Origin of the sequence: Haloferax sp. Atlit-12N, assembly GCF_003383095.1 — an archaeon.
GTDB lineage: Archaea > Halobacteriota > Halobacteria > Halobacteriales > Haloferacaceae > Haloferax.
Genome location: NZ_PSYW01000002.1, coordinates 226,205 through 251,698 on the forward strand (window position 1 = coordinate 226,205; position 25,494 = coordinate 251,698).

26 protein-coding genes are annotated in these 25,494 nt (G+C 68.6%); 9 read left to right on the plus strand and 17 right to left on the minus strand.

Translation table 11 applies throughout. From position 1 onward, the window contains the following. Positions 1–105 precede the first annotated feature (105 nt). From C5B90_RS09405 to C5B90_RS09470, 14 genes are all read right to left on the minus strand, one after another. A complete protein-coding gene (locus C5B90_RS09405) occupies positions 106–318 on the minus strand; it encodes a dodecin (RefSeq protein WP_115880981.1) in 213 nt (70 codons plus the stop codon). Positions 319–437: 119 nt separating this feature from the next. Next, the gene (locus tag C5B90_RS09410; RefSeq protein ID WP_115880983.1) at positions 438–1,247 is read right to left on the minus strand and encodes a winged helix-turn-helix domain-containing protein; all 810 of its coding nucleotides are present in this window, start codon (positions 1,245–1,247) and stop codon (positions 438–440) included. Positions 1,248–1,348: 101 nt separating this feature from the next. Beyond that, positions 1,349–2,008, minus strand: a complete 660-nt coding sequence (locus C5B90_RS09415; protein WP_115880985.1) for a hypothetical protein — start codon at positions 2,006–2,008, stop codon at positions 1,349–1,351. After that, the gene (locus C5B90_RS09420; RefSeq protein WP_115880987.1) at positions 2,005–2,718 is read right to left on the minus strand and encodes a hypothetical protein; all 714 of its coding nucleotides are present in this window, start codon (positions 2,716–2,718) and stop codon (positions 2,005–2,007) included. The genes C5B90_RS09415 and C5B90_RS09420 overlap by 4 nt, the downstream gene beginning before the upstream one ends. 56 nt (positions 2,719–2,774) lie before the next feature. Continuing rightward, positions 2,775–3,119, minus strand: coding sequence for a hypothetical protein (locus C5B90_RS09425; protein WP_013035460.1), 345 nt, complete (start codon positions 3,117–3,119; stop codon positions 2,775–2,777). An 87-nt stretch (positions 3,120–3,206) separates the two neighbouring features. Further along, complete coding sequence (locus C5B90_RS09430) at positions 3,207–3,455, minus strand: DUF5816 domain-containing protein (protein WP_004042840.1); 249 nt, start codon at positions 3,453–3,455, stop codon at positions 3,207–3,209. A 39-nt stretch (positions 3,456–3,494) separates the two neighbouring features. Further along, the gene (locus tag C5B90_RS09435) at positions 3,495–3,860 is read right to left on the minus strand and encodes an iron-sulfur cluster assembly accessory protein (RefSeq protein WP_058828359.1); all 366 of its coding nucleotides are present in this window, start codon (positions 3,858–3,860) and stop codon (positions 3,495–3,497) included. Positions 3,861–3,980: 120 nt separating this feature from the next. Further along, entirely contained in the window at positions 3,981–5,261 is a 1,281-nt protein-coding gene (gene hisD, locus C5B90_RS09440; RefSeq protein WP_394337543.1) for a histidinol dehydrogenase, read from the minus strand. Between the two features lie 87 nt (positions 5,262–5,348). Continuing rightward, on the minus strand, positions 5,349–5,948 hold the full coding sequence (locus C5B90_RS09445; protein WP_115880991.1) for a hypothetical protein: 600 nt from the start codon (positions 5,946–5,948) through the stop codon (positions 5,349–5,351). A 70-nt stretch (positions 5,949–6,018) separates the two neighbouring features. Further along, a complete protein-coding gene (locus C5B90_RS09450; protein ID WP_115880993.1) occupies positions 6,019–6,291 on the minus strand; it encodes a hypothetical protein in 273 nt (90 codons plus the stop codon). 127 nt (positions 6,292–6,418) lie between these two features. Next, the gene (locus tag C5B90_RS09455; protein WP_199517502.1) at positions 6,419–7,555 is read right to left on the minus strand and encodes an alanine--glyoxylate aminotransferase family protein; all 1,137 of its coding nucleotides are present in this window, start codon (positions 7,553–7,555) and stop codon (positions 6,419–6,421) included. A gap of 179 nt (positions 7,556–7,734) precedes the next feature. Next, complete coding sequence (locus C5B90_RS09460; protein ID WP_115880997.1) at positions 7,735–10,917, minus strand: FAD-binding and (Fe-S)-binding domain-containing protein; 3,183 nt, start codon at positions 10,915–10,917, stop codon at positions 7,735–7,737. 134 nt (positions 10,918–11,051) lie between these two features. Further along, on the minus strand, positions 11,052–11,864 hold the full coding sequence (locus C5B90_RS09465; RefSeq protein ID WP_115882466.1) for a hypothetical protein: 813 nt from the start codon (positions 11,862–11,864) through the stop codon (positions 11,052–11,054). Positions 11,865–11,894: 30 nt separating this feature from the next. Further along, complete coding sequence (locus tag C5B90_RS09470) at positions 11,895–12,470, minus strand: flavodoxin domain-containing protein (RefSeq protein WP_115882468.1); 576 nt, start codon at positions 12,468–12,470, stop codon at positions 11,895–11,897. Between the two features lie 148 nt (positions 12,471–12,618). Between C5B90_RS09470 and thiE the strand changes: the two genes are divergently transcribed. The 4 genes from thiE to C5B90_RS09490 all read left to right on the plus strand — a co-directional run bounded on the left by thiE (position 12,619) and on the right by C5B90_RS09490 (position 15,875). Next, positions 12,619–13,251, plus strand: a complete 633-nt coding sequence (gene thiE / locus C5B90_RS09475; protein ID WP_199517503.1) for a thiamine phosphate synthase — start codon at positions 12,619–12,621, stop codon at positions 13,249–13,251. Beyond that, the gene (thiM, locus tag C5B90_RS09480) at positions 13,248–14,144 is read left to right on the plus strand and encodes a hydroxyethylthiazole kinase (RefSeq protein WP_199517470.1); all 897 of its coding nucleotides are present in this window, start codon (positions 13,248–13,250) and stop codon (positions 14,142–14,144) included. Before thiE ends, thiM begins: the two co-directional genes overlap by 4 nt. Continuing rightward, positions 14,145–15,002, plus strand: a complete 858-nt coding sequence (gene thiD / locus C5B90_RS09485) for a bifunctional hydroxymethylpyrimidine kinase/phosphomethylpyrimidine kinase (protein ID WP_115881001.1) — start codon at positions 14,145–14,147, stop codon at positions 15,000–15,002. Positions 15,003–15,077: 75 nt separating this feature from the next. Further along, on the plus strand, positions 15,078–15,875 hold the full coding sequence (locus C5B90_RS09490; protein WP_115881003.1) for an HpcH/HpaI aldolase/citrate lyase family protein: 798 nt from the start codon (positions 15,078–15,080) through the stop codon (positions 15,873–15,875). A 9-nt stretch (positions 15,876–15,884) separates the two neighbouring features. Here the strand turns inward: C5B90_RS09490 and C5B90_RS09495 are convergent, their stop codons facing one another. After that, positions 15,885–16,631, minus strand: a complete 747-nt coding sequence (locus C5B90_RS09495; protein WP_115881005.1) for a class I SAM-dependent methyltransferase — start codon at positions 16,629–16,631, stop codon at positions 15,885–15,887. A 39-nt stretch (positions 16,632–16,670) separates the two neighbouring features. After that, positions 16,671–17,555: an aldo/keto reductase gene (locus tag C5B90_RS09500; protein ID WP_115881007.1), complete on the minus strand. Its 885-nt coding sequence runs from the start codon at positions 17,553–17,555 to the stop codon at positions 16,671–16,673. Between the two features lie 144 nt (positions 17,556–17,699). On the opposite strand from C5B90_RS09500, the gene C5B90_RS09505 reads away from it, so the two are divergent. The 3 genes from C5B90_RS09505 to C5B90_RS09515 all read left to right on the plus strand — a co-directional run bounded on the left by C5B90_RS09505 (position 17,700) and on the right by C5B90_RS09515 (position 20,343). Further along, complete coding sequence (locus C5B90_RS09505; protein WP_115881009.1) at positions 17,700–18,689, plus strand: VOC family protein; 990 nt, start codon at positions 17,700–17,702, stop codon at positions 18,687–18,689. Positions 18,690–18,841: 152 nt separating this feature from the next. Then, positions 18,842–19,954: an alanine--glyoxylate aminotransferase family protein gene (locus C5B90_RS09510; RefSeq protein ID WP_115882472.1), complete on the plus strand. Its 1,113-nt coding sequence runs from the start codon at positions 18,842–18,844 to the stop codon at positions 19,952–19,954. A gap of 17 nt (positions 19,955–19,971) precedes the next feature. Next, positions 19,972–20,343, plus strand: a complete 372-nt coding sequence (locus C5B90_RS09515; protein WP_115881011.1) for a tautomerase family protein — start codon at positions 19,972–19,974, stop codon at positions 20,341–20,343. Here C5B90_RS09515 and C5B90_RS09520 read toward each other — a convergent pair. Continuing rightward, positions 20,304–22,172 carry a PAS domain S-box protein gene (locus C5B90_RS09520; RefSeq protein ID WP_115882474.1) on the minus strand — a complete coding sequence of 623 codons (1,869 nt, stop codon included), beginning with the start codon at positions 22,170–22,172 and terminating at the stop codon, positions 20,304–20,306. The genes C5B90_RS09515 and C5B90_RS09520 overlap by 40 nt on opposite strands. 149 nt (positions 22,173–22,321) lie before the next feature. On the opposite strand from C5B90_RS09520, the gene C5B90_RS09525 reads away from it, so the two are divergent. After that, on the plus strand, positions 22,322–23,680 hold the full coding sequence (locus tag C5B90_RS09525) for an NRAMP family divalent metal transporter (RefSeq protein ID WP_115881013.1): 1,359 nt from the start codon (positions 22,322–22,324) through the stop codon (positions 23,678–23,680). 145 nt (positions 23,681–23,825) lie between these two features. After that, positions 23,826–25,451, plus strand: coding sequence for a lipopolysaccharide biosynthesis protein (locus C5B90_RS09530; protein WP_199517471.1), 1,626 nt, complete (start codon positions 23,826–23,828; stop codon positions 25,449–25,451). Positions 25,452–25,494: the final 43 nt, after the last annotated feature.

Genomic DNA, 25,494 nt, shown 5'->3' on the forward strand with positions numbered 1-25,494 from the left:
GTGGCGGTGCGGGCGGATAAGAAGCCGTCGGGACGGCCCGCGGGCGGGCGAGACGGCGCGGAAGCGGCGCGGCCGTCATCGCCTCGACGCGGGTGAGCGTCGTCTCTACTCGCCGTCTTGCCCTTCGAGTTCGAACGCGACTTCGACCTCGGCTTGGTACTCCCGGGTCTCGACGGACGCGAGTTCGACGCCGAGTTCCTTTACCTCGACCCAGTGGACGCCCGCGAGCGTCTCCTCGGCGCGGTTAATCGCGTCGTCGACGGCGGCGTCGAAACTCTCTGCACTCCGACCGACAAGGGTGATTTTCTTGAACACCATCTCGTCGGACCCTTCGTCTTACTATCACAAATAATCGTCCCCGACTCGTCGGCGGGACGGGTGGAGAAAAGGAGGTGAACGGGGCGGACGGAGCGACCCGCGGCGCGTCGTCGCGGGACTCACTCGTCGGGACGGTACGAACGGGCGGTCTCGGCGCGCGCCGCGACGAGCCGCCGGCCCCACGCCACGGCCGATGGTTCGTAGCTCACGACCAGCGCCTCCGGGCCGCCCATGTGGTCGTAGACGACGACCGTGACCGAAGCCGTCGTCGGTCGGTCCATGACCACGACGCCGAACCCCGGTTCGTCTTCGACGGCGGACACGCGGACGCCGGCGTCGACGATGGCGTCGAGGCCGTCGGGGTAGCGCTTCGAGAGCCAGTCGAGGGACTCCGCCGAGAGGACGAGCGTGGCGCTGTCGCCGAGCCGCGCGAGCTGTTCGCGCGCTTCGGACCAGATGCTGAACAGGAACGGGCCGTTGAATCCGGTGAGCGCCGTCACCTCGCTGATATCGAAATCGAGCGGGGCTCGCTGTTCTATCTCCGAAAGGTTGCTGGTGCAGACGACCGCGTCGCGGAACAGCGAGGGCGGCGGACTGACCGACTCGGGAAGGCGGTCGAGTATCGGCACCGCGTCGAGCACGTTCGCCATCGACCGGAGCGCCTCGTCGTGTGTCTCCAAGGCGACGCGACCCGCGCTCGTGGCGACGAAGCCGTCGTTCGACCGCTCGACGAGTCCGAGCCCGACGAGGCGCTCGACGCCGCGGTCGACGGTGGACCGAGAGACCGAGAGCGCGCGGACGAGGTCGGCCTTCGAAAGCGGCTCCGACGAGAGCGCCTGGAGGAGTCGACGGCGGCGGCCGACCGCCTCGAACGCGTCGGCCGCGTCTCCGCCCTCGTCTTCGTCCTCGTCACCAATCCAACTCGACATCGGTATGAACGTCTCAGTCCGTGTACAAATGTATATCGGGAATCGCCAGAATTCGCCCGTTGTCGGGGAATTCGGGTGCGCTGGTCGGCGGCAGGGTGTTGTCAGCGAGTTGTCCCTTCGAGCCGTTTCTGCAACGCGCCGACCACGTCGGAAAGGTGTGCAGTCCCCCAGATAGCGACGATGACTCCACCGACGGCGTCGAACACGAGGTCGAGGAGCGTGTCGTCGAGGCCATACTGCGTCAGCACCGACGTGGTGCCGGCGAGCGAGGCAACCCCGGAGATGGCGAACTCGATGACCTCCCAGAGGACGCCGAACGCGAGGACGAAAAGCAGGATGAAGACGAACATGAACCGCGGCGGCAGGTAGATATCCGCCGAGTGCTCGTCGACCGCGCGGACGGTCGCGTAGCCGGCGGCCGCGACGACCGACGACGACAGCGCGTGCGTGAGGTGGTCCCACCACCAGACGCCCGCGTAGAAGCTGGTCTCCGAACCGGGGAAACCAACCGTGCCGACCGCGTGGAGGAACGCCGCCGAGGATATCCAGAGCGTCAGCCCGGCGTCCATCGGGATGCGGTAGTCGCGTTCGAGTAGCGCCGGGAGGTAGGTCACCCCGAGGCCGACGAGCGCGTTGACGACGATGCCGAGGTTCCCGCGGTCGAGACCGATGAAGACGAGCCCGACGAGGACGACTTGCATCGCCCGCGAGAGCTGGCGCTGGCGTCGCGCGTCGATGTGGAGGTGCGAGCGAATCCTCACGACGACTCACCTCCCTCCGACGCGGAGTAGTCGTCCGCCTCCCCCGGATTCACGTCCTCGGCGACATCCGCCACCTCCTCGGGGAGCCGCTCGCGCGAGCCTGCTCGGCGGCGGAAGTAGTACTCGAACAGCAACCCGGCCCCGAGTCCGGCGACGGTGGCGGCGACGAAGTCCCACATCAGTCCGGTCTCGATAACCTCGTCGGGGCGGCCGTTCAACAGCAGGCGCGTCCCGAGATAGAGGTCCGAGAGCCACTGGACGACCGCCCAGACGCCGGCGGCGGCCATCGTGGCGATGACGACGAAGAAGACGGCGAACGAGTGGTTCATCCGGACCGGCGTGAACACGTCGAGTTCGACGGCGACGATGAGCGCGATGGCGGCCACCGCGAGGTAGGTCGAGACGCGCCCCGTGAACGTCACACCGCCGATGGTCTGTCCCCGAACGAGGACGCGGGCGACGAGCGGGAACGAGGCGAGCGCGACGACCTCCCACGGGAGCATCGCTCGCGGTTCGCGGAAGGCGACCGCCGGGACGACGGTGACCGCGGCGACGACGGCCGCGAACCCGCCCCAGACGAGGTCGCCGCCGGTGACGACGCTCCCGACGGCGACCGCGACGAGGAACCCCACGAACAGCCACGCAAGTACCGCGTTGAGCCGTCTACTCCGGACGAATTGCGCCAGCTCAGTCTGTGCGGCCTGCGACATGCTCGTCCGTTAGCGACGGGCTGAGAAAACGTTTGGGCGAAGACGCCCCGTTTCGATTACGTGTTCGTTCCGTGAACGACCTCGTAGTCGTTCCCACCACCGTTTGACACGCCGATGATTGCCCACTCGTATGGAAGGTCGATACCGCGAAGCCGCTCTCGAAGCGCGCTGATGTGGTCGTCCCACGTCACGAAGCAGCGGAACCGATACGGTGTCTCGGTTCCGCCGTCTGCGAGCACCGGACGGCATTCGGTCGCTTCGCGCGAACTCAGTGCGGTCACGTGGACCGTACGCCACTTGCGTTCGGCCAGCATATCGGGTCCGTCGCCCGAGACGGAGTAGCCGAGCCGGCCGAATATCGACCGAGCCTCCTGAACAGGAGGCATCGAAGCCTGGGCCATGCACGTCTACGTACACTCGCACCCCTGATAAAGATTGCCACGGTATGACATACCAATAGTTGACGAACGGCCGCGCTGGGCGCTCGACTACTCGTGAGCGGCGTCCCACTCCTCGGGCTTTCTGACGTTTCCACAGTTGTTGCACTCGATGCGGGCCATCGTGTCCATCGCGGTGTCGAACGAGTCGCAGTTACCGCAGAGGTAGCCCCAGCGGTTCTCGGCGTCCTCGGTCGAGTACACCACGTAGAACGGCCCCTTCGAGCCTCGCTCTGGCTCGTCGGTAGCGACGAAGACGGTCTTGCCGCTCGATACGGTCTGGGTCTGGAGTTCGGCCATGCCACCGATTGGCGCGGGGGTGGCTTAAGAAATTGGTCCCTACGTCCGGAACGACTCGCCGCACCCGCAACTGCTCTCGGCGTTCGGGTTATCGACGTGGAAGCCCGCACCCTGCAGGCCGCCCTCGAAGTCGAGGGTGGCGCCGCCGATGTAGTTCATGCTCGCGGGGTCGACGAACACGCGGAGGCCGTGCTGTTCGACGACCGTGTCGTCGTCTTCCGGTTCGTTGTCGAAGCGCATCCCGTAGGACAGTCCGGCGCAACCGCCCTGCTGAACGAACAGCCGGAGGCCTGCCACGTCGGTGTCCATCGACTCCCCTTCGAGGAGGGAGACGGCTTCGTCCGCGGCCGCGGGCGTGACCGCAACCGCCACATCGCCGCCGCCACTCGCGGATTCCGTGCTCATACGCCCCACTATACTGTGGGAACGGTTAACTGTGGCGCAGGCAGAACCCGAAGCCGCCCCGGTAGGCTGCGACTACCGGATGCAAGTCGGCGGAAAACGAGTCGAACGAGCCGCGTTCGCTTACTCTTCGAACCGCTCGCGGACGCTCTGAGCGTGCGCGTCGAGCCCTTCGGCCTCGGCGAGCGTCGTAATCGTCTCCGAAAGCTCCGACAGCCCCTCGCGGTCGAGACGCTGGACCGTCGTCGAGCGGACGAAGTGGTCTACGGAGAGGCCGCCCTGTCGCTTTGCGCCCCCGCCGGTCGGGAGGACGTGGTTCGTCCCCGAGGCGTAGTCGCCGGCCGCGACGGGCGTGTACGGGCCGAGGAAGACGCTCCCCGCGGAGTCGATGCGGTCCAACAGCGCCTCGTCGTCGTCGGCCTGAATCGTCAGGTGCTCGGCCGCGTACTCCTCGGCGAACAGCACCGCCTCGGACATCGACCGCGCGAGGAGGACGCCCGACGCGTCGCTTTCGAGCGCGGCCTCGATGGTCTCTGTCCGCTCGCGCTCGCCGGCCTGTCGTTCGACCTCCGCAACGACTTCCGCGGCGAGGTCGGCGTCGTCGGTGACGGCGACGACCGACGCGTTCGGGTCGTGTTCGGCCTGCGCGACGAGGTCGGCGGCGACGAACCGCGCTTCGGCCGTCTCGTCGGCGACGACGAGTACCTCGGAGGGACCGGCGAGGAAGTCGATGTCCACGTCGCCGCGGACCTCGGCCTTCGCCGCGGTGACCCACTTGTTGCCCGGCCCGACGACCTTCTGGACGGCCTTCACCGTCTCCGTGCCGTAGGCGAGCGCGGCGATACCCTGCGCGCCACCGACCGAGTAGACCGCGTCCGCGCCCGCAACGTGCATCGCGGCGAGCGTAACCGGGTTCATCGGCTCGGCGGGCGGCGTGGCGACCGCGACGTGTTCGACGCCCGCGACCTTCGCGGGGATGACGCCCATCAGGACGCTCGACGGGTAGGCGGCGGTGCCGCCGGGGGCGTAGACGCCGACCCGGTCGAGCGGGCGGTAGCGACGCCCGAGTTCGCGGGTGCCGGCGTCGCCGAACTCCTCGCGCCAGTCCTCGGGGACCTGTGTTTCGTGGAACTCGCGGACGTTCGCGGCGGCGTCCTCGATAGCCTCGCGCACGTCGTCGTCGATTTCGTCGTAGGCGCGCTCGGCAGCGTCGGTCACGTCGATGTTGCCGACCTGGACGCCGTCGAACTCCTTTGAGAACTCACGGACCGCCACGTCGCCCTCTCGGCGGACGCGCTCGACGATGTCGCGCACGTCGGAGCGGACCTCCTCGACACCGGCGTCCCGCTCGAAGAAGGCGCGGCGGGCGTCGGTGCCGAGGTCGGCCAGTTCGCGAACCTCGATGTTCATACCCCGGCTTTGCGGCCGGCGCGAAAAGTCGTTGCGGAAGCGGTGGGACGGCTCGCATCCCGCGCCGCGGCCTCGCGCGACCTACGCCACGTCGCGCTGTTCCGTGTACGTCAGCGTTCGGTCGTCGGTCTCGATGGTCGTCTGGACCGTAATCCAGCCGTCGGCCTGTCGGACCGCGAACGCCTCGGAGTACGAGAGTTTGACGCGCTTCGTCGTCGTGTAGGACTCGCCGGCCGCGAGGTCGCCGACCGCTTGGGACCCGCGCCAGACCTCGTCGTCCGGGTCGGTGCTGTTGCCGACGAAGATGCGGCTGTAGACGGTGACGCCGGAACTGTCGGCGTCCTGCTGGTTCGTTATCGTGCTCGTCACGTCGCGGCACGTCTGGCCGCACTTCTCGATGTTGTCGACGACGACGCCGAACGGCGGCACCGATTCGCTCTCGGTCGCGTCGCCGTCGTCGCTGCTGTCTCCGCTATCGCTGCTACCGCTGTCGCTGCTGTCGCTCCCGCCGCTGTCACCGCCGTCGTCGTCGGGCGGCGCGGTCGTCTGCGTGGGGAACGCTTCGTCGGACTCGGCGGCGGAGTCGTCCGAGAACGGTCCGACTCCGGTCACGAACGCGGCTGAGATGCCGGCCGTGAGGAGGACCAGAACTGTCGCGGCGACGAGGAGTGTGCGTCTCATATGAAATGGAAATTCGGTTTGGACGGGTGTCGTTTAGCGCAGTTGTCGGCTACCGACGGGTCACACTTAGTTACGCACCCGAAAAGTCGTTGACGCGGTCGCTTAGCGTGTCCCCAAGCGACCCGTCGAGGGCCCCGCTCAGGAAGTCGCTAACGAGGTCGTGGATGTCCGAGACGAAGTCTGGGACCGGGTCGGGGAGTTCACCCGGCGGTCCACGCTGGTCGGCCTCGGACGCGGGAGACGATTCGTGTGCGTTGTCGCTCGGTGCGGCGGCGGCGACGCCCGCAGTCGCGACGAGGGCCGCGAGCGCGACGCCGATGAGGGTAAGTTTGCGTCGGTTCATGGTGAGTCGCTCCGGTCGCCACTCGCGGGGCGATGCTCATGAATACGGGACTCCGTGGCGGGCGTTTTGCGTCGGTTTCGCCGAGTTTCGCCGCGGTTCGCGTCGAATTGTCGTCGGTTCGCGGTCGCTACTGACCCAACTGCTCGCGCATGGCGGCGAAGCCGGCTTCGGGGTCCACGTCCGCGCCCTGCGCTTCGAGCGCCTCGCCGAGGGCGGTCAGGAGGAACGAGACGTTCTCCGGCCGCGCCGAGTGGCCCATACAGCCGACGCGGAAGATGTCGCCCGCGAGCGCGCCGAGGCCGCCGGCGATTTCGAGGTCGTAGTGTTCGAGGACGTAGTCGATGGCCGCGCCGGCGTCCACGCCGTCGGGGACGAGCACCGCGTTGAGGCTCGGCAGCCAGTACTCTTCTTCGGGGTTGAGACCGAGGCCCATCGCCTCGACGCCGGCTTTCAGCGCGCCCGCGACCCGGCGGTGGCGCGCCCACCGCTCTTCGATGCCCTCCTCGGCGACCAGTCGGAGCGCCTCGCGGATGGCGTAGACGTTGGTGATGGGTGCGGTGTGGTGGTACGAGCGGTCGTCGCCCCAGTAGCCCTCCAGCAGCGACAGGTCGAGATACCACGAGCGGGGCGGCTCCTCCCGCGAGAGCACCTTGTCCATCGCGCGGTCGTTGAGCGTCAGCGGACTCGCGCCCGGCGGGCACGACAGGCACTTCTGCGGGCCGGAGTAGGCCACGTCGATGCCCCAGTCGTCGACTTCGAGTTCGACCCCGCCGAGCGAGGTGACGGTGTCGGCGACGACGAGCGCGTCGTGGTCGTGGGCGATGCTCGTCAGTTCGGGGACGCCCGGCTGTTTCACACCGGTCGAGGTCTCGGCGTGGACGAACCCGAACACGTCCGGCTGGTGTTCGTCGAAGGCGTTCTGTACGTCCGCGGGGTCGAGCGGCTCGCCCCACGGCGCGTCCACGTGGACGACCTCGCCGCCGGCGCGCTCTGCCATCGACTCCATGCGCCCGCCGAAGTAGCCGTTCGTCGGGACGAGCATCGTGTCACCCGGTTCGACGAGGTTGCCGATGGCGGCCTCCATCGACGCCGACCCGGTCCCCGAGACCGGAATCGTCCACTTGTTGTCGGTGCGGAACGTGTAACGCATGAGCTCCTGCACCTCGTTCATGATGTCGATAAACGACGGGTCGAGGTGACCGACGAGCGGCGTGGACATCGCGCGGAGGACGCGCGGGTGGACGTCGCTCGGGCCGGGGCCCATCAGCGTGCGATTCGGCGGGGTGAGTTCGCCGACATCGGGTGCATCGGACATGGTCTGACTTGACGTGCCACGCAAACCGGCAAAAGGGATGTGATTGCGGAACGCCGTGAACCGGACTCGACGCGTGACCCCGACCCGTGGAACTCCGTCCGGCCGGTCGAGTGCTTCGAGTAGCCCGCTCAGCCCGACAGCGCCTGCGCGACCTTCTCTATCGGGTGCGGCGGTCGCCGCGCCGCATCGTCTCTGTCTTCGAGTTGCGTCCGACACGACGCGCCGGGGGCGACCACTTCGTCGCCCCGGCTCTCGTCGACCTGTTCGAACAGGATGTCCCCCATGGCCTTCGAGAGGTCGTAGTGTTCGGCCTCGTAGCCGAAGCTTCCGGCCATGCCGCAACAACTCGAATCGAGCGGGTCGACCTCGTAGCCGACCCGTCGGAGGACGCCCACCGCGTGGTGGTCCTTGTTCAGCGCCTTCTGGTTGCAGTGGCCGTGGTAGGTGAGCGAACCGAGTGCGCCGCCGTCGGCGACCGCGGAGGCGACGGTTCCGGCCGCGCCGTCGCTGTCAGCCGAGCGCCCGCGGATCGGGAGGGCCTCGTCCAGCCGGTAGGTGTCGAGGAACTCCATGACGCCGTAGGCGGCCGCGGCGACCGGGGCGACCGCGTCGTCCGGCAGGAGGTCGGCGTACTCGTCTTGGAACATCACCGCGTCCGAGGGCTCCACGAAGACGACCGACCAGCCGTTTTCGACCGACGGGCGGAGCGTCTCGACGTTGTGGCCCGCGCGCCGTCGCGCGAGGTCGAGGAAGCCGCTGGAGTAGGCGGCCCGGCCGCTCGCCCCGACGCCCTCCGCGAGTCGGACGTGGACGCCGGCGGCCTCCAGCACGCGAACCGCCGCCTTCCCGATTTCGGGCGTGACGTAGTTCGTGTAGGTGTCGGGAAACAGGAGGACGCGGTGGTCGGCCTCGCTCGCCGGCACGCGGGGTCGTCGCGCGTCCATCCACGATTCGAGCGTGTCGCGGGTGAACGACGGGAGCGACCGGTCGGAGGCGACGCCCGCGAGTCGCTCCATCGCGGCCCGCGCGCCCGGTAGCTCGGCCGCCCAGTTCGAGACGGGTGCGAGGGCGCTTCCGACGCCGGCCAGCCGGTCGATGTTGGCGAACAGGCGCTCGCGGAGCGACGCCCCTTCCTCGGCGTGGTGGGCGTGTTTCACCTCGGCTTTGAGCTTCGCCAAGTCGACGCCGGTCGGGCAGTCGTTCTGACAGCCCTTACAGCCGACGCAGAGGCCGAGCACCTCCTCTTGGAAGCGGTCGGAGTGAATCTCGTCTTCCGGGAGGTCGCCGCTGATGGCCGCGCGGAGCATGTTGGCCCGGCCGCGGGTCGTCTCGGCCTCGTCCTTCGAGGCGCGGTAGGTCGGACACATCGTCTCCGAGCCGGTCTGTCGGCAGGTTCCGCAGCCGTTACAGAGTTCGACGAGGTGGGAAAAGCCGTTCTCGTCCGAGAAGTCGAGCGTCGTCGCGGGCTCGATAGACTGGTAGACCGCGCCGTACCGGAGGTTCTCGCGCATGTCCGCGCCGACGCCGCGGTCGCCGTCCGGGCCGAGGTCGTCGGGCCCGTCCCGATAGACGACGTTCCCGGGGTTCATGCGCCACTCGGGGTCGAACGCCGTCTTCAACTCCTTGAACGCGCCCCAGAGTTCGGGACCGTACATCTTCGGGTTCCACTCGGTCCGGGCCATCCCATCCCCGTGCTCGCCCGAAAAGGCCCCGCGGTGGTCCAACACGAGGTCGGTCACGTCGTCGGTGATGGCGCGCATCGTCTCGATGCCCGCGCCGTCTTTCAGGTTCAAAATGGGGCGGATGTGGAGCGTCCCCGCGCCGGCGTGGGCGAAGTACGCGGCCGACGTGCCGTGGTCTTCCAGCACTTCCTCGAACGACTGGACGTACTCCGCCAACTCCTCGGGCGGGACGCTCGCGTCCTCGATGAACGGGTAGGGCTTCGGGTCGCCCGGCAGCGACATGAGAAGCGGTATCGCCGCCTTGCGAAGCTTCCAGAGGTCCGCCTGCGCCTCGGGCGTGTACGCCTCGATGGCTTCGAACGCACCGCCGTCGCTGGCGTCGGTGTCGTCGCCCGCCGCCGGCACGTCACCTGCCGCCGACTCGGCGTCGCCGTCTCGCAGGAAGTGCTCGTTCGCCTCGCGAATCACCGCCTCGAAGTCGTCGTGCAGTTCGGAGTCGAACTCCAGCATCAGCGTCGCCGCCGTCCCGTCGGGAATCTCCTCGACGTACTGGGCGTACTCGCTCGACTCGGCGGCCATCCGCAACACCTCGTCGTCCATGAGTTCGACCGCGCTGGCGTCGAAGTCGAGCGCGTCGGGGACCGCGGCCATCGCCTCGACGAGGTCGTCGTAGGCGTAGAGGACGAGCGCCGTCTCCTCGGGAACCGTCACGAGCGACACGGTGGCCTCGACGACGACGCCGAGGGTGCCCTCAGCGCCGACGAACAGTTTGGAGAGGTTGACGACCGTCTCGCCGTCGTCGGTCTCGGAGACGACCTTGTGGAGGTTGTAGCCCGACACCGACCGCTTGAGGCTCGGGTACTTCCGCTCGATTTCCTCCTCGTGGTCCTCGACGAGGCCGAGGACGGTCCGGTAGAGGTGGGCCTCGCGGTCGTCCTTCCCGACGATGCGGTCCCACTCGTCGCCCCCGACGACCACGTCGCGGGTGTGGACGACCGACCCGTCGGCGAGGACGACCCGCAACTCCTCGGTGTAGGCGTCGGTGATGCCGTAGCGGACCGAGTGCGCGCCGGTGGAGTTGTTGCCGATGCCGCCGCCGACGGTCGCGCGGTTCGAGGAAGCGGGGTCCGGCGCGAACTTGAGGCCGTGGTCGGCGAGGCGGTCGTCGAGGTCGTCTTGCACCACGCCGGGTTGGACCCGCGCCCGCCGCGCGTCGGGGTCCACGCAGACGATTTCGTCCATGTACTTCGAGCAGTCGATGACGACGCAGCCGGGGCCGACGGTCTGTCCCGCCAGCGACGACCCCGCCCCGCGCGGGAGCACGGGCACGTCGTGGTCGGCCGCCGTCCGCACCGCGGCGCGCACGTCGTCTTCGTCGCGGGGGATGACCACGCCCGCCGGCCGCGCCCGGTAAATCGAGCCGTCGGTGGCGTACAGCACCTGCGCGTACTCGTCGAACCGCACCTCACCGGAGACGACTTCCCGGAGGTCGGCGGCGAGGTCGGCGTGCTCGGCTACGTCCGCCACGTCGTAGTCGCGCGACTCCTGAAACCGCCGGAAGTCGCCTCGTTCCTCGTCGTCCGTCTCGGTCGCAGTTCGGGTCGCCCGCAGCGGGCCGTCGCCAGACATTATCATGTATAATCGTGCAAGATAGCAAAAACCTGTGTGTGACTCGCCACGTTTGCCCGAAGCGGTAGTCGTCTGGGACGGGCCTGTCCCGTCGTGCGCAGGCTGAGTGGGCTCTCACCCGGGTGAGAACCCGTCTACTGCGGCGAGTTCCGGGGGTAGTTCCCGACGCCGGTTCGGAGTTCACCGTCGGCGGCGACCCAGCCCTGCCGGTCCGCCGGGAGGTCGTAGACAGCGACGTGGTCGACGTACTCGTTGTAGTTCCAGCCGCCGACCCACCACGAGTTCGCGCCGCGGAGTTCGACGCTCACGGAGACGTTCGTCGTCTCGGGGCCGTCGTACTGCACGAACAGCATCGACTCGTAGTCGTAACACCGAGTGTCGTCGCTGTTGCTCGGCCAGTCACACGGGACGAGCCGGGCGTTCTCGCGCGGTTCGAACAGGGGTTCGGCCCCCTCGGGCGCGAGCGTGTCGATGGACTGGTTCACCCGCACGTCGGCGCTGAGGTCTATGGCGTCGTGTTCGACGCGGAGCGTGTCGGAGTCGTTCTGGCTGTACTCGCTCGCTGGAATCGGCTCCCAGCGGACGAGTCGGTCGTTCTCGACGACTGCCCGGTAGTAGGTCGGGTCGGCGGGAATCTCGTCGGCCCGGAGGCGAAGCATCGGCCCGTACTCCGTCTCGGCCACGTCGTACGCCCAGCCCGTCGGAAGCAGGTACTCACGGGATTCGACGGCGTCGCCGACTGCCGAGGAGCCGTCGCTGACCGGGAACGGGACCAAGACCGTCACGTTCGAAATCGGTTCGTCCGCCGAGACGCGGACGCTGTAGTCGTACTGGCTCCCGTAGGAGTCGAGATACGAGAGCCGGCCGAACGCCCAGAGCCCGCCGGCCGCGACCGCGACCACGACGAGCGCGGCGACGACGACGATGCCGAGTGTACGGAAATTCACGGAAATCACCGGGCGGGCCAGACCGCCCGTTTAGACCGCCGCACCTCCCGCGGCGGTGCCCGCGGTCGACTCCACGAACTCGGCGAAGTCGGCGGCGAACGACTCGACTTCGTCCCAGTCGGTGTACTCGTAGTCCCGCGAGGCGTCCGTGTCCCCGGTCGCGTCCTTGACGATGCGCTTCATCATCATCCGGGTGAGAAAGCCGTACTCGGAGTACCGGAGCGCCCCGCCGAACGCGGCCATCCGCTCGGGATGCCAGCCGCTCTTTTCGACGAACTCGTCGAGGTACGTCGCCACCTCGGCGCGGGCGTCCTCGTCGTCGAGCGCCGACGACAGCGACACCTGGAAGAAACCGTTGGGCCGCGCCTCGATGTCGTCGCGGTGCTCGCGGACGAACCCGTACACTGGCTTCGAGTGCGCGCCCAGGTGAATCGACGACCCGAGAAGCACCGCGTCGGCGTCGGCGAGCGTCTCACCGGCGGCGTCGTCGGCGACCGAGACGGCCCGCGCGTCGTGGCCGCGACCCGCCAGCGCCTCCGCGATGCGCCCGGCTATCTTCTCGGTCTGTCCCTCTTTGCTCCCGTACGCGACGAGTATCGTCCCCATACAGCTCACCGCGTACCTGTTGGTTCGCTCACAGTATAACGGCACGCGACGCCTCTCAACCGCCGAGAACCCGGCCAAACGACCCCGCGAGGAGGAACTATTTTCCCCGTCGCCGCATCACCCCAGAATACAACTCATGAATATCCCGATGGGAACCTATCTGGTCACGCAGTCGGACCGCTCCGGCGGGCGGTCGACGCCGGACGTGGTGCAGGCCGCCGTCGACGGCGGCGTCGACATCGTTCAACTCCGTGAGAAGCACGCGAGCGCCCGCGACCGCTACGAAGTCGGCCGCGAGGTTCGCGCCGTGACGGCCGACGCGGGCGTCCCGCTCGTCGTCAACGACCGGGTGGACATCGCGGCCGCCATCGACGCCGACGGGGTCCACCTCGGCGACGACGACGTGCCCGTCTCGGTCGCGCGCGAGCAACTCGGCGACGGTGCCATCGTCGGCCGGTCGGTCTCGACCGTCGCGGGCGCGAGAGCCGCCGAGGAGGCCGGCGCGGACTACCTCGGCGTGGGCGCGGTGTTCGCCACGGACACGAAGAACACCGACCCCGAGCAGTCCGAAATCGGGACCGAGCGGGTGTCGGCCATCGCGGACGCCGTCTCGATTCCGTTCGTCGGCATCGGCGGCGTCACACCCGACAACGCCGCCGACGTGGTCGCCGCTGGGGCCGACGGCGTCGCGGTCGTCTCGGCCATCACCGCCGCTGACGACCCCGCCGACGCGACCCGCCACCTCGCCGACTCGGTTGCTACCGGGAGGGGCCGCCGATGAGCGGACGAGACGACGCTGACGGCGCGGGTGGACAGGGCGGTTCGGACGACGCGACCGGTCCGGGCGACGTGCCTGACGTGGCGCTGGACGAGGCGCTCGCCGCCGTCGCGGGCGAACAACCGCTCATCAACTCGGTCACGAACAACGTGACGGTCAACGACGTGGCGAACATCACGCTCTACTGGGGCGGCCTGCCGGTCATGTCCGACGACGAGCGCGAGGTCGGCGACATGGTCGGCATCGCCGACGGCTGTCTGCTCAACATGGGGACCGTGAGCGAGTCCGGCGAAGAGACGATGCTGACCGCCGGTCGCGCCGCGAACGAGCGCGGCGTCCCCCTCGTCGTCGACCCCGTCGGCGTCGGCGCAACCCCGACGCGTGACCGGGTCGCAGACCGACTCGTCACCGACCTCGACGTGGACGTGCTCAACGGCAACTACGGCGAAATCTCCGCGCTCGTCGGCGACGACGCCGAGGTCCGCGGGGTCGAGTCAGTCGGCGAATACGCCGAAATCGCCGCCGCGGCCGTCGAGTGCGCCCGGAAGACCGGCGCGGTCGTCGTCGCCTCCGGTGAGACCGACATCGTCGCCACCGAGGAGGCCGCCTTCGAGGTCGACGCCGGCCACTCGATGATGGGCGCGGTCGTCGGCACCGGCTGTATGCTCGGTGTGACGCTCGCGGTGTTCGCGGCCGCCATCGACGACCCGCTTTCGGCGGCGCTCTCCGGCACCGCGGCGTACGGACTCGCGGGCGAACTCGCCGCCGAGGGCGCGTTCGGCGACTACCGCGGCCCGGCGAGCTACAAAATCGCCTTCCTCGACGCGGTCGCCGGACTCGCGGACGCCTCGACGCCCGACATCACCGACCGAATAGACCCCATCGAGGTGCGATAGATGCCGGGGACCGCCCCCGACCCGCAGACGCCGCCGTACGCGCTCACCATCGCCTCCAGCGACTCCGGCGGCGGCGCGGGCATCCAGGCCGACCTGAAGACGATGACCCGACTCGGCGTCTACGGCGGGTCGGTCATCGTGGCCGCGACGGCCCAGAACACCCGCGGCGTCGAGGGGTCGCACGTCCTCCCGGCCGAGTCGATTCGCGCCCAGTACGAGGCCGTCGCAGACGACTTCGACATCGCGGCCGTGAAGCTCGGGATGCTGGCGACGGCCGAGGCCGTCGAGACGGTCGCCGACTGCCTCGCCGACTACGTCGGCCCGGTCGTTCTCGACCCCGTGATGGTCGCCACCTCCGGCGACCGACTGCTGGACGAGGACGCCGTCGACGCCTACGACGCCCTGTTCGCGCAGGCGACGCTCGTGACTCCGAACGCCGACGAGGCAGAGGCGCTGACGGGCGTGTTCCCCGACTCTCCGGCGGCCGTCTCGGACGCGGCCGACTGGTTCTTCGAGCGGGGTGCCGACGCCGTGCTCTTGAAGGGCGGCCACGTCGCAACCGACGACGACACCGTGGTCGACACGCTCGTCACGCCGACCGAGACGACGACGTTCGTCAACCCGCGCATCGACGCGACGGCGACTCACGGGTCGGGCTGTACGCTTTCGAGCGCCGTCGCTGCCCGCCTCGCCCGCGGCGACGACCTTGCCGACGCGGTCCGGAACGGCATCGAGTTCACGCGCGCGACCCTCGCCGAACCCGCCGACGTGGGCGAGGGCGCGGGGAGCGTGAACCACCTCGTCGGCGTCGGCGACGGCTGGACGCCCGACTCGGACGCGTCCGGCGGCGACGACTAACCACCGGTCGGGCCAGCGCTCCACCTCGGTGTCCGCGGCACGCGCTTTTTTCCAGACACGTGTCGTATCACGAACATGGAAGAGACAGCAGCCGCGAACGCGCTCCGCGCCCGAATCGAGGCCGGCGGCGTCGCGCTCGGCGTCCTCGACAACACCTACAGCCCGACGCTCGTCGAGTTCTACGGCGAACTCGGTCTCGACTTCGTGTGGCTCGACCTCGAACACGGCGGGCCGAGTTCGCTCGACTCGGGCGCGATGGAGGACCTCCTCCGCGCGGCGGAACGAACCGGAATCGAGCCGCTGGTACGGCTCCCGACGACCGACCCGGCGTTCGTCCGGAAGGCCCTCGACCTCGGCGTCAGGAACGTCTTCCTCCCGCGCGTTGAGTCGGCCGAGGAGGTGCGCAAGGCGGTTCGGTCGGCCCGATTCACGTACGGCGACGGCCCCGGTGACCGCGGCCTCGCGTCGCCCCGCGCCCGCCGCTGGGGACTCGCAGACGACTACGTTGCAGGTGAGGACCGCGAGACGCTCGTTGGCGTGACCATCGAGACCGCCGAGTCGCTCTCGGACCTCGACGCGATTCTCGACGTGCCCGAACTGGGCTTCGTCTTCATCGGCCCGTTCGACCTCTCGGTGGCGCTCGGCCACCCCGGCGAGATAGACCACCCCGAGGTGCAGGAGGCCGTCGAGCGAGTCCGCTCGGCCGCGGTCGATGCGGGCGTCCCCGTCGGCGGCCTCGGGTTCGGCATGGACGACGTGAATCAGAAGGCGGAAAACGGCTATCAGCTCATCAACCTCGGCAGCACCACGGGCGCGCTCAAGGGCGTCGTCGACGGCTGGTTCGACGCCGTGACGTTCGACCGCGAAACGTAGCGGCCACGCCTACCCTGTCGCGTCCGATCCCGAGTCGGACAGCCGCATCGCCACGCTGTACATCTCGCCCGCGGACTCCGATTCGACCGCGTCGGCGACGCGGTCGGCCTCGTCCGCGAGCCACTTCCCCGTCTCGCCGGGGAGTTCAGCCGCCAGCGACGTCGCCAGCGACGCGTGCGCTTCGACGTGGCTTTCGGACCACGGCACCGGGTCGAGCAGGGTCAGTTCGCGGTCGAAGCGCCAGCCGTACCCCGAAAACAGCGCCCTGAGCGCGTCGGCCGGATAGAACGTCAGCGCGGCCCGCCCGCGGGCCAACTGGCTCGCCGCGTTTTCGAGCGCGAACAGCTCCCGAATCGCGGCGTCGTCGGGGAGCGGTTCGTAGTCGTCGACGACGAGGTGACTGCCGGGCGCGGCGACCCGGGTTAGCTCGCCCGCGACGGCGGCGAGCGACTCGGGGCTGACGAGGTTGAACAGCCCGTGGGCGGTGACGATGTCTACTGAGTCGTCTGCGAGCGGGAGGCTCCGAACGTCGGCTTCCAGCACCGCGGTCCTCGCTTGGTCCGTCGGCGACGGGGCCACGCGGTCGCGGACGAGTTCTGCGTGCTCCGGGTCGTTCGTGACGGCGTAGACCCGCTTCGCGCCCGCGTCGAGGAGTCCGGCGGTGGTATTCCCGGTCCCCGCGCCGGCCTCCAGACAGACTGCGCCCCGGACCGGCCGGTCGTCGAGGGCGGCCGTGACGGTCGTTGGAACGTCCATTGGCGGCGGGTGGAACTCGAGGAGCGGCCGTCTCGTTCGTTAGTGGTGCAGTTGCTCCGGAACCGGACTCTCGTCGTGCCGGAGGCGCTCGATGAGCGACCGCTGGGCCGTCTCGTCCATGCCGTTGTACCGCGTCGCGGCGTCGAGGACCATCGCCACGAGCTTCGGGTCGCCCGGCGTGACGACGCTCGTGAGGCCCTGCGCGGCCGCGAAGTCGAACCGCTCCGAGATTTCGTCCGGAGTGTCGACCGGCTCGTACCAGTTGGGGAACGGTCGGTCGGCCTCGGGCAGTTCGTCGGTGTCGGGCCACGGTCCGCGGGCGAACGCCTTGATGCCGAGGGTGCCGACACCGGCCTTCTCGGCCGCCTCGAAGACGCCCGCGTAGTCGTGTTCGTCGTCGCCCTTGCCGACGACGACGGGGTTCAGCGGGAACATCAGGGTTTCGAGGTCGTCGATGCGGTCGATGGCGTCGCGGATGAGCCCCGGATTCCCGTGGCTCGTCAGCCCGATGTGGCCGATTTTTCCCTCGTCTTTCGCCTCGCGGAAGGCCGCGAGCGCGCCGTCGTCGGCCGTGATTTCGTCCAGTTCGGACTCGTATTCGAGGCCGTGGACCTGATAGAGGTCGATGTAGTCGACGCCGAGGCGGTCGAACGAGCGGTCGAGCTTCCGCTTTGCGCCCTCGTAGCCCCGCTCTTGGGTCTTACAGCCGAGGAAGATGTCCTCGCGGTGCTGGCGGAGCTTCGGGCCCAGTTTGAGTTCCGCGTCGCCGTAGGTCGGGGCCACGTCGAAGTGGTTGACGCCCTTCGAGAGGACGTGTTCGACCATCTGGTTCGCGCCCTCCTGTTCGAGCCAGTTGAGCGCGATAGCGCCGAACGTCGCGATGCTACTCTCGTGGCCGGTGTCGCCGAGTGCGCGGGTTTGCATACGTCGAGTGTCATCGCCGACGGGCAAAAGCGTGTGTCTCGCCGACTCGACTGTCGGGTCCGCGCCGACGCCGCTGACATCGCCGCGACCCGGTAACACTCGCGTCAGCGGATACTCAAGTCCTTCCGGCCCGTAGGACCGGTCATGGCAGACATCACGCCCACACCCGGCATCCACCACGTCACCTGCATCGCGGGCGACCCACAGGAGAACCTCGACTTCTGGGTCGAGACACTCGGACTCCGCCTCGCCAAGCGCTCCATCAATCAGGACGACCCCAGCACGTACCATTTCTTCTTCACGGACGCGGAGGGGACGCCCGGCACGAGCATGACGTTCTTCCCGTGGGAGAACCTCTCGCGGGGGAAGGTCGGCACCGGGCAGGTCTCGCGGACCGCGTTCCGCGTGCCTGAGGGGAGCCTCGACTACTGGGAGAATCGATTCGACGAGTACGGCGTCGACTACGACGACCGAGTCGAGCGATTCGGCGAGACGGTCCTCCCCTTCAGCGACCCCGACGGCCTCCCGGTCGAGCTGGTCGAAGTCGAGATTCCCGACGACGACCCGACCGTCCCGTGGACCGAGTTCGTCCCCGAGGAGGCCGCAATTCGCGGCTTCCACTCCGTGACGCTCTGGCTGGCCGACCCCCAACCCACGGAGGACCTGCTCGAAACGATGGGCTTCGAGCGCGTCGGCACCGAGGAAGCGCAGGGCGACACTCCCGGCGACGAGCGGACGCGATTCGCCGCGACGGGCACCGTCGGGAAGTACGTTGACGTGCTGCCGACCATCGAGAGCAGCCGACAGGGTCTCGGCACGGTTCACCACGTCGCTTTCCAGACGCCGACCGACGAGGACCAAGAGGCGATGCGCAAGGCCGTCCAGTCGAAGGGCCTGCGCCCGACCGCCCAAATCAACCGCCATTGGTTCCGGTCGGTCTACTTCCGCGAGTTCGGCGGCGTGCTGTTCGAACTCGCCACGAGCGACCCCGGCTACACAGCCGACGAACCCCTCGACGACCTCGGCGGCCGCCTCGTCCTCCCCGGCGAGTTCGAAGGTCGACGCGAGCAGATAGAAGCCGGACTGACGGACGTAACGGTCCCGCGGGCCGAGTCGGCCGAGGCCGACGACTGAGCCTCGGAACGACCTCGTTTCGGCACCGCGACCCGCCCGCCGGACGAATCTTTCTGCCCCGTGTTAGCACCCCGTGAGCCACTGCGACGAGTGTCGCAATCACAAGTACCATCATCGCCCGCGACTCAGTGGTCCGTATTCAGGTGGATGACGTGACGGAAAAACGCGAATACACGGACGACTATCAGGACAAGACGCTGTATATCCCCGGTCCGACCGAGGTGCGGGAGGACGTCATCGAGGAGATGTGCCAGCCGATGTTCGGTCACCGGATGGACCGCATGACCGACCTCTATACGACCATCGTCGAGGACACGAAGGAGTTCCTCGGCACGGACAACGACCTGATGATTCTCACGGGGTCGGGCACCGAAATCTGGGAGTCCTCGACGCTCAACCTCGTCGACGAGAACATTCTCGTGCCGACCTGCGGGAGCTTCAGCGAGCGCCACGCGAACGTCGCGGAGCGCCTCGGCAAGAACGTCGACCGCATCGAGTACGAGTGGGGGCAGGCCATCAAGCCCGAGGACATCCGCGAGGCGCTGGAGTCCAGCGACAAGCACTACGACGTGGTCGCCACCGTGATGAACGAGAGTTCGACCGGCGTCCGCAACCCCATCGAGGAGATCGGCGACGTGGTCGCCGAGTACCCGGACACCTACTTCGTCGTCGACGCGGTGTCCGCCCTCGGCGGCGACTACGTCGACATCGACGAGCACAACATCGACGTCATCTTCGCCTCGTCGCAGAAGGCGTTCGCCATGCCGCCGGGGCTCGCCGTCTGCACCGTCAGCGAGGACGCCTACGAGCGCGAACTGTCGAAGGACTCGGCGTCGTGGTACGGCGGCTTCCAGCGCGCTCTCGACTACTACGACCGCAAGGGTCAGACCCACTCCACGCCCGCGATTCCCATCATGCTCGCGTACCGCAAGCAGATGAAGTACATGCTCGAAGAGGGCCACGAGGGGCGCGACCAGCGCCACCGCGAGATGGCCGAGTACACCCGTGACTGGGCCTACGAGCACTTCGACATGTTCCCCGAGGAGGGCTACGAGTCCCAGACCGTCGCCTGCATCGAGAACACGCAGGGCATCGACGTCGCCGCCACCATCGAGGAGGTCTCGGAGAAGTACGACATGGCCTTCTCGAACGGCTACGGCTCCGCGCTCGGCGAGAAGACGTTCCGCATCGGCCACATGGGCGAACACGACGTGGAGTCCATCAAGGCGCTCACCGACGCCATCGAAGACGTGGCGGACCTGTAGGCCGCGACGCGCCGCAGATGCCGCACCTCCAGTTCGACCTCGACTTCGAGGTCGCGGACCGAGAGGCGAACCAGTTCGCCACCGAGATGGCCGAGTTGTACGCCGAGCGGATGGACGCCGACACCGACTACGCCGCCGTCAGCGTCCGCGAGGCTCGGGCGATTCACCTCGGCCGGGCGACCGAGGGGAAGACCGTCGTGCTGCAAGCCGACATCCGCGCGGGCCGGTCGGCGGACCGGAAGCGCGACCTCGCCCTCGCGGTCATCGACGCCGTCACCGAGCGGTTCGGCGTGCCGGAGTCGAACCAGAAGGTCGTCTTCACCGAACACGAGGGGAGCCAGATGATGGGCTACGACCGCGTCGGCGGCGACTGGTCCGAGTCGGCCTGACCGTCATCGGCGGTCCGGAGTTCGACCGCGAAGACGGACCCGCAGGGGTCGTTGTCCTCGACCCACACGTCGCCGCCGTACGCCTCGACCAGCGACTGCACGAGATACAGCCCGAGGCCGGTTCCCCGGCTCTCCAGTCCCTTTTCGTCCTTGGTGAAGACGGTGTCCTTCCGCTCATCGGGTATCCCGCGCCCGTCGTCGGCGACGCGGACGACGACGCGGTCTCCTCCCTCGGACTCCGAGACGGAGAGCTCGACGCTCGGTTCGTCCTTGTCGGTGTGCTGGACGGCGTTCGTGAGGAGGTTCCGGAAGACGGAGCCGAGCATGTCGTCGGCGAGTACTGCCACCGGGGGAATCTCGGACTCGATAGTCACGGTCGCGTCCGGTGCCATATCCCGGAGCGACGCGAGTTCTGCTTCGAGTACGGGGCAGAGCTGGACCGTCTCGTTTTCGACGCCACGACTGCTCATCATCTCGGCCATGTCCCGCGCCGTCTCCGTCAGTTCGACCGCGTGGTTGGCGCGCTTCCGGACGATTTCGACGAACTCCTGCGCCTCGGGGTCGGCGACGTGCTCGCCGAGCAGTTCCGCATAGGCGGTCACCAACTGCAGGTCGTTGCGAACGTCGTGGCGGACGACCTGATTCAGCACGGCGAGTTCGTCGCGTTGCGTTTCGAGGAGGCGATTCTGTTCGCGGAGCTCCGCCTCGTAGCGCTTCCGCGTCGTGATGTCGCGGGCGACGCTCAACACGACCGTCTCCCCGCGGTAGCTCACGAGGCTCGAACTGATCTCGACGGGTATCTCCCGACCGTCTTTCGCCCGATGGACCGTTTCGAACACCTGCGACCCGTCGGTCGGCATCTGGGAGATGAGCGCCGAAATCTCGTCGTCGCTGAGTCCCGCGTCGATGTCGTGGACCGTCATCGAGAGAAGTTCGTCCCGCGAGTAGCCCAGCAGTTCCACCGCGGTCTCGTTCACTGTGTGGATCTGGTCGTCGAGGCCGAGTACCCAGATGGTGTCGTTCATCCCATCGATGAGCTCTTGATACTCCTCGCGGGCGCGTTTCAGTTTCTGCTCTCGCTCCTGTCGTTCGGTGACGTCCCTCGATACGGCGATGACGCCAACCACCTCACCGGCCACCCGAAGCGGCGCGAAGCGGTAGTTCAGTATCCGTGATTCGCCGTCCGGCGTGACGAGTTCAGTCTCGCCTTCGAGGCAGTCAGTCTCGCCGTCCAAGAGCCGCTGATATGGGTCGCCCGGGCGTTCCTCGCGGACCGTCTCGACGAGCAGGCTCCGCTCGCCTTCGAGTTCGGCGGGCGTCATCCCGTAGAACCCGGCGAGGTAGTCGCTCACGAGTACGAACCGACCGTCGCGGTCGTACAGGCACGCCCCCTCCAGTATCTGTTCGAAGACGCGCTCGTAGACGAGCGACGGGTCGACCGGCCGCCGACCGGACGCCGCGACCGCTCGCTCGACCCGGACGGCCAACTCGTCGTACCCCTCCGTGTCCCGCGCCCGGACGTAGTCGGTGACGCCGGCGTCGAGGGCGTCGGCCGCCGCCATCTCGGGCTCGCCGCCGGCGACGACGAAAAACGGAAGCCCCACGTCTCGCTTCCGAACCGCAGCGAGGAAGTCGAGCGCGTCCGGCTCCCCCGCGTCGGCTGCCGAGACGACGCAGTCGAAGTCGGAATCGGTGTCGGCGCGCCCGAGGAGGTCCAGCCCCGCAGCCGCAGTCCGAACCGCCTCGACCTCGAACTGCGCGTCTCGGCGGCGGATAGCCTCGGTAATCGCCCTCGCGACGTCCGAGTCGGCGACGACGAGAAGCTTCACCGCTCCGCCACCTCCATCGCTCATTACCTAGGACACTCAGGTGCGCCAAATAAAAGGTAGCGTGCCGGTCCGCCGCGCTCCCGACGAAATTACTCGGTTGTAACACCCAGTAGCAACACTTTTGTAACGACCGCCGAGACCACGACGGCATGAACGAACCCAAACTCGACGTATCGGCGGTGACAGACGGCGACTGGCGGGGATATCTCTCGGACATGGGCCCGTCGTGGGTCGCGGGCGCGGTCGCGGCGGGGCCGGCGACGATGGCGACCGTGCTCACGGCCGGCGCGACGTTCGGCTACGCGATGCTGTGGGTCGTGGTGCTCTCGGCGGTCCTCGGCGCGTCGGCGCAGTACCTCTCGATGCGACTCGGCCTGCTCACCGAGTCGGGACTCGTCAGCGTGGTCGAACGCGAGTTGGGCGACGGCTGGGCGTGGGTGCTCGTCGCCGACGCGGTGCTGGCCGCGGGGCTCGCGCAGTTGGTCATCATGAAAGGCCTCGCGGACGTGAGCGCGACGATAACCGGCCTCGACGCCCGGCTCTGGGGCGTCGTGTGGGCGGTCGTTCTCGCCGCCGGTCTCGCCGGGCGGGGTTACCGCTTCGTCGAACTCCTCGCGAAGGGACTCGTCGCGGCGGTCGTCGTCGCGTTCCTCGTGTCGCTGTTCTTCGTCCCCATCGACCCGGCGGCCGCGGCCGGCGGACTCGTGCCGCGCATCCCCGCTGGGGTCGACGGCGCGCTCGTCGCCGCCGGCATCCTCGGGGGCGCGGTCCACATCACGCTCATCACGATGCACTCGTACACGATGCGCGCCCGCGGCTGGACGACCCGGGACTACGGACTGGCGACGTTCGACGTGGGCGCGTCGATGCTCGTCGCCTTCGGCGTCTACAGCCTCGCCATCTTCGTCGTCGCGGCGGGCGTCCTCCACACCCCCGAGGTGGCCGCGAGCGACCTCTCGGCGGTGGCGGCCGCGCAGGCGCTCGGCCCGCTGGCGGGCGCGAACGCCAAGTGGCTGTTCCTTCTCGGCCTCCTGGGCGCGGCCGTCTCCACGCTCGGCGGCAACACCGTCGTCCCGCCGTACCTCGTCGCCGACAAACTCGGTTGGGGGACTGACCTCTCGGACGACCGGTACCGCGCGCTCCTCGCGGGCGTGGCGCTGTTCTCCGGCGTCGGGGCGTTCCTCGGCGGCGCGTTCTTCCCGCTTCTCGTGTTGGTGCTGGCGTTCGGCCTCGTCGGCACGCCCTTCGCCATCGCCGTCGTGCTCGTCTTGCTCAACAGCGACGCGGTCTCAGAGCCAAACTCGACGCTGGCGAACCTCGGCGGCGTCGTCCTGCTAGCTATCACGACTGTCCTCGCCGCGAACTTCGTCCGCTCGCGGGCGCTTTCGGACCTCGGCGACCCGCTTTCGGTGTTCGTCGTCGTCTTCGCCGCGGCGATGGGAGCGGCGACGCTCGGCCTGCTCGGCAAGTCCGTCCGCGAGGCGGTTGGTCGCCCGACTGCGGCCTGACGGTCGGTCGCCACTCGGTTCGGGCTCGCCTCGCACACGCCTCGCTCCGGGGCTGACCGCGGCGGCGTGTCCGACAGTCACTCGCGGACCGCGGGTGGAACCAAGCGACTTATTTTCGACCCCGACAAGCGACAGGGACGCGACAGTGCCCTCCGAAACAGCCGACGACGGCGTCCCCGACGACCTCGCTCTCGACGACGATACGCCCGACGATGCCCCCGATGTCGACATCCCCGACGACGAACGCGAGGCGCTCTTGACCATCGGCCACGGCGCGGTCGTCGCCTCCGGCGGCCAGTCGCTCCAGCGGGCGCTGACGACGGCGACCGAGTACGCGCTCGCACAGGGGCTCGGCCCCGTCGTCTACGGCGTCTACGCGTTCGCGTGGCGCGTCTCCCAACTCCTGTTCCGACTCGTGAACTTCGGGTCGGTCCCGACGCTCCAGCGGTACCTCTCCGCGGACGACGACGACCCCGCGCGGCAGGGACGAGTAGTTGGATTGGCGTATCTGACGACGCTCATCGTCGGTCTCGGATTCGCCGGCGGGCTGGTCCTCACGAGCGACTGGCTCAACGACGCGACCGTCTCGCATCCCGACTTCCCGCCGACGATACACCTGTTCGCGGCGCTCGTCGTCCTCATCGGACTGGTTCGGGTTCACGCCGGCGTCCTCAGGGCGGTGCAGTCAGCCCGCGGCGAGGCGATTTTCAATCGCGTCCTCCGCCCGGCGGTCAGGCTGGTGGGGGCCGTCGGCGCGATGGCTCTCGGATACTCGCTGGTCGGCGTCGCCGGCGCGTTCGTCGTCGGCATGGCCGGGCTCGTGCTGGTGGGCTTTCCGCTGGTCGTCTCGGCGAGCGGCATCCGGCCGGGTCTCCGCGGCGTGCGCTCCGAAGTCCGGCGGTTCTACAACCACTCGGCCCCCATCGCGCTGAGCAGTCTCGGGAAGGTGTTTCAGAACCGCGTGGACGTGATGCTCGTCGGCTTCCTCCTGACCGCGAAGGCGGCGGGAGTGTACAACGTCGTGCTCGTGTTGGTGACGCTGGCGTGGATTCCGCTCCTCTCCTTTAACATGCTCTTGCCACCGGTCGCGTCGGGGCTCTACGCCGACGACGAGATGGAGACCCTCAACGCGGTGTACACCGCAGTAACCCGGCTCATCGTCACCTGCGTCGTTCCGATTCTGGTCGTGCTCGCGGTGTACGGGCGGTCGATTCTCTCCGTCTTCGGCCCGAACTTCACGGCGGGCTACGTCCCGCTCGTCGTCTACCTCGGTGGCGTCTTGGTCGGGAGCGCCGTCGGCGCGACGGGGTGGCTCCTCATGATGACCGACCACCAGTACGCCCGGATGGCGCTCGACTGGCTTCTGGCCGTCCTGAACACGCTCCTCACGTTCGCGTTCGTCCGGGCGTTCGGCCTCGTCGGCGCGGCGCTCGGCACGGCCGTCGCAATCGCCGTCCAGAACTCGATTCAGGTCGTCCTTCTGCGGCGCTTCGAGGGGCTGTGGCCCTTCGACGCGACGTTTCTCAAACCCCTCGGCGCGGGCGTCGCCGCGGCCGGTGTCATGCTCCTCGTCCGCGAGGCGCTGTCCGGGCCCAGCGGCCTCGTCGTCGTCGCCGGCGCGGCGCTGGGCGCGGTGACGTACGTGGGCGCGCTCGTCGCGCTCGGCGTCAACGACCGCGACCGACTCGTGGTGACGGCGTTGGCCGCCCGATACCGCCGGACGATACGCGGGGCCCTCGGCGAGCGGTCCGGTACGTTCGGGAACCGATAGCGGTCTCCCAACGGCCTCATTCGTCAGCCGACGAGCGTCACGC

Excerpts from the sequence above, each read along its gene's own strand:
- C5B90_RS09405 (WP_115880981.1), bottom strand. The coding sequence starts at position 318 with ATGGTGTTCAAGAAAATCACCCTTGTCGGTCGGAGTGCAGAGAGTTTC.
- C5B90_RS09410 (WP_115880983.1), bottom strand. The coding sequence starts at position 1,247 with ATGTCGAGTTGGATTGGTGACGAGGACGAAGACGAGGGCGGAGACGCG.
- C5B90_RS09420 (WP_115880987.1), bottom strand. The coding sequence starts at position 2,718 with ATGTCGCAGGCCGCACAGACTGAGCTGGCGCAATTCGTCCGGAGTAGA.
- C5B90_RS09425 (WP_013035460.1), bottom strand. The coding sequence starts at position 3,119 with ATGGCCCAGGCTTCGATGCCTCCTGTTCAGGAGGCTCGGTCGATATTC.
- C5B90_RS09430 (WP_004042840.1), bottom strand. The coding sequence starts at position 3,455 with ATGGCCGAACTCCAGACCCAGACCGTATCGAGCGGCAAGACCGTCTTC.
- C5B90_RS09435 (WP_058828359.1), bottom strand. The coding sequence starts at position 3,860 with ATGAGCACGGAATCCGCGAGTGGCGGCGGCGATGTGGCGGTTGCGGTC.
- C5B90_RS09445 (WP_115880991.1), bottom strand. The coding sequence starts at position 5,948 with ATGAGACGCACACTCCTCGTCGCCGCGACAGTTCTGGTCCTCCTCACG.
- C5B90_RS09450 (WP_115880993.1), bottom strand. The coding sequence starts at position 6,291 with ATGAACCGACGCAAACTTACCCTCATCGGCGTCGCGCTCGCGGCCCTC.
- C5B90_RS09455 (WP_199517502.1), bottom strand. The coding sequence starts at position 7,555 with ATGGGCCCCGGCCCGAGCGACGTCCACCCGCGCGTCCTCCGCGCGATG.
- C5B90_RS09460 (WP_115880997.1), bottom strand. The coding sequence starts at position 10,917 with ATGTCTGGCGACGGCCCGCTGCGGGCGACCCGAACTGCGACCGAGACG.
- C5B90_RS09470 (WP_115882468.1), bottom strand. The coding sequence starts at position 12,470 with ATGGGGACGATACTCGTCGCGTACGGGAGCAAAGAGGGACAGACCGAG.
- thiE (WP_199517503.1), top strand. The coding sequence starts at position 12,619 with ATGGGAACCTATCTGGTCACGCAGTCGGACCGCTCCGGCGGGCGGTCG.
- thiM (WP_199517470.1), top strand. The coding sequence starts at position 13,248 with ATGAGCGGACGAGACGACGCTGACGGCGCGGGTGGACAGGGCGGTTCG.
- thiD (WP_115881001.1), top strand. The coding sequence starts at position 14,145 with ATGCCGGGGACCGCCCCCGACCCGCAGACGCCGCCGTACGCGCTCACC.
- C5B90_RS09490 (WP_115881003.1), top strand. The coding sequence starts at position 15,078 with ATGGAAGAGACAGCAGCCGCGAACGCGCTCCGCGCCCGAATCGAGGCC.
- C5B90_RS09495 (WP_115881005.1), bottom strand. The coding sequence starts at position 16,631 with ATGGACGTTCCAACGACCGTCACGGCCGCCCTCGACGACCGGCCGGTC.
- C5B90_RS09500 (WP_115881007.1), bottom strand. The coding sequence starts at position 17,555 with ATGCAAACCCGCGCACTCGGCGACACCGGCCACGAGAGTAGCATCGCG.
- C5B90_RS09505 (WP_115881009.1), top strand. The coding sequence starts at position 17,700 with ATGGCAGACATCACGCCCACACCCGGCATCCACCACGTCACCTGCATC.
- C5B90_RS09515 (WP_115881011.1), top strand. The coding sequence starts at position 19,972 with ATGCCGCACCTCCAGTTCGACCTCGACTTCGAGGTCGCGGACCGAGAG.
- C5B90_RS09525 (WP_115881013.1), top strand. The coding sequence starts at position 22,322 with ATGAACGAACCCAAACTCGACGTATCGGCGGTGACAGACGGCGACTGG.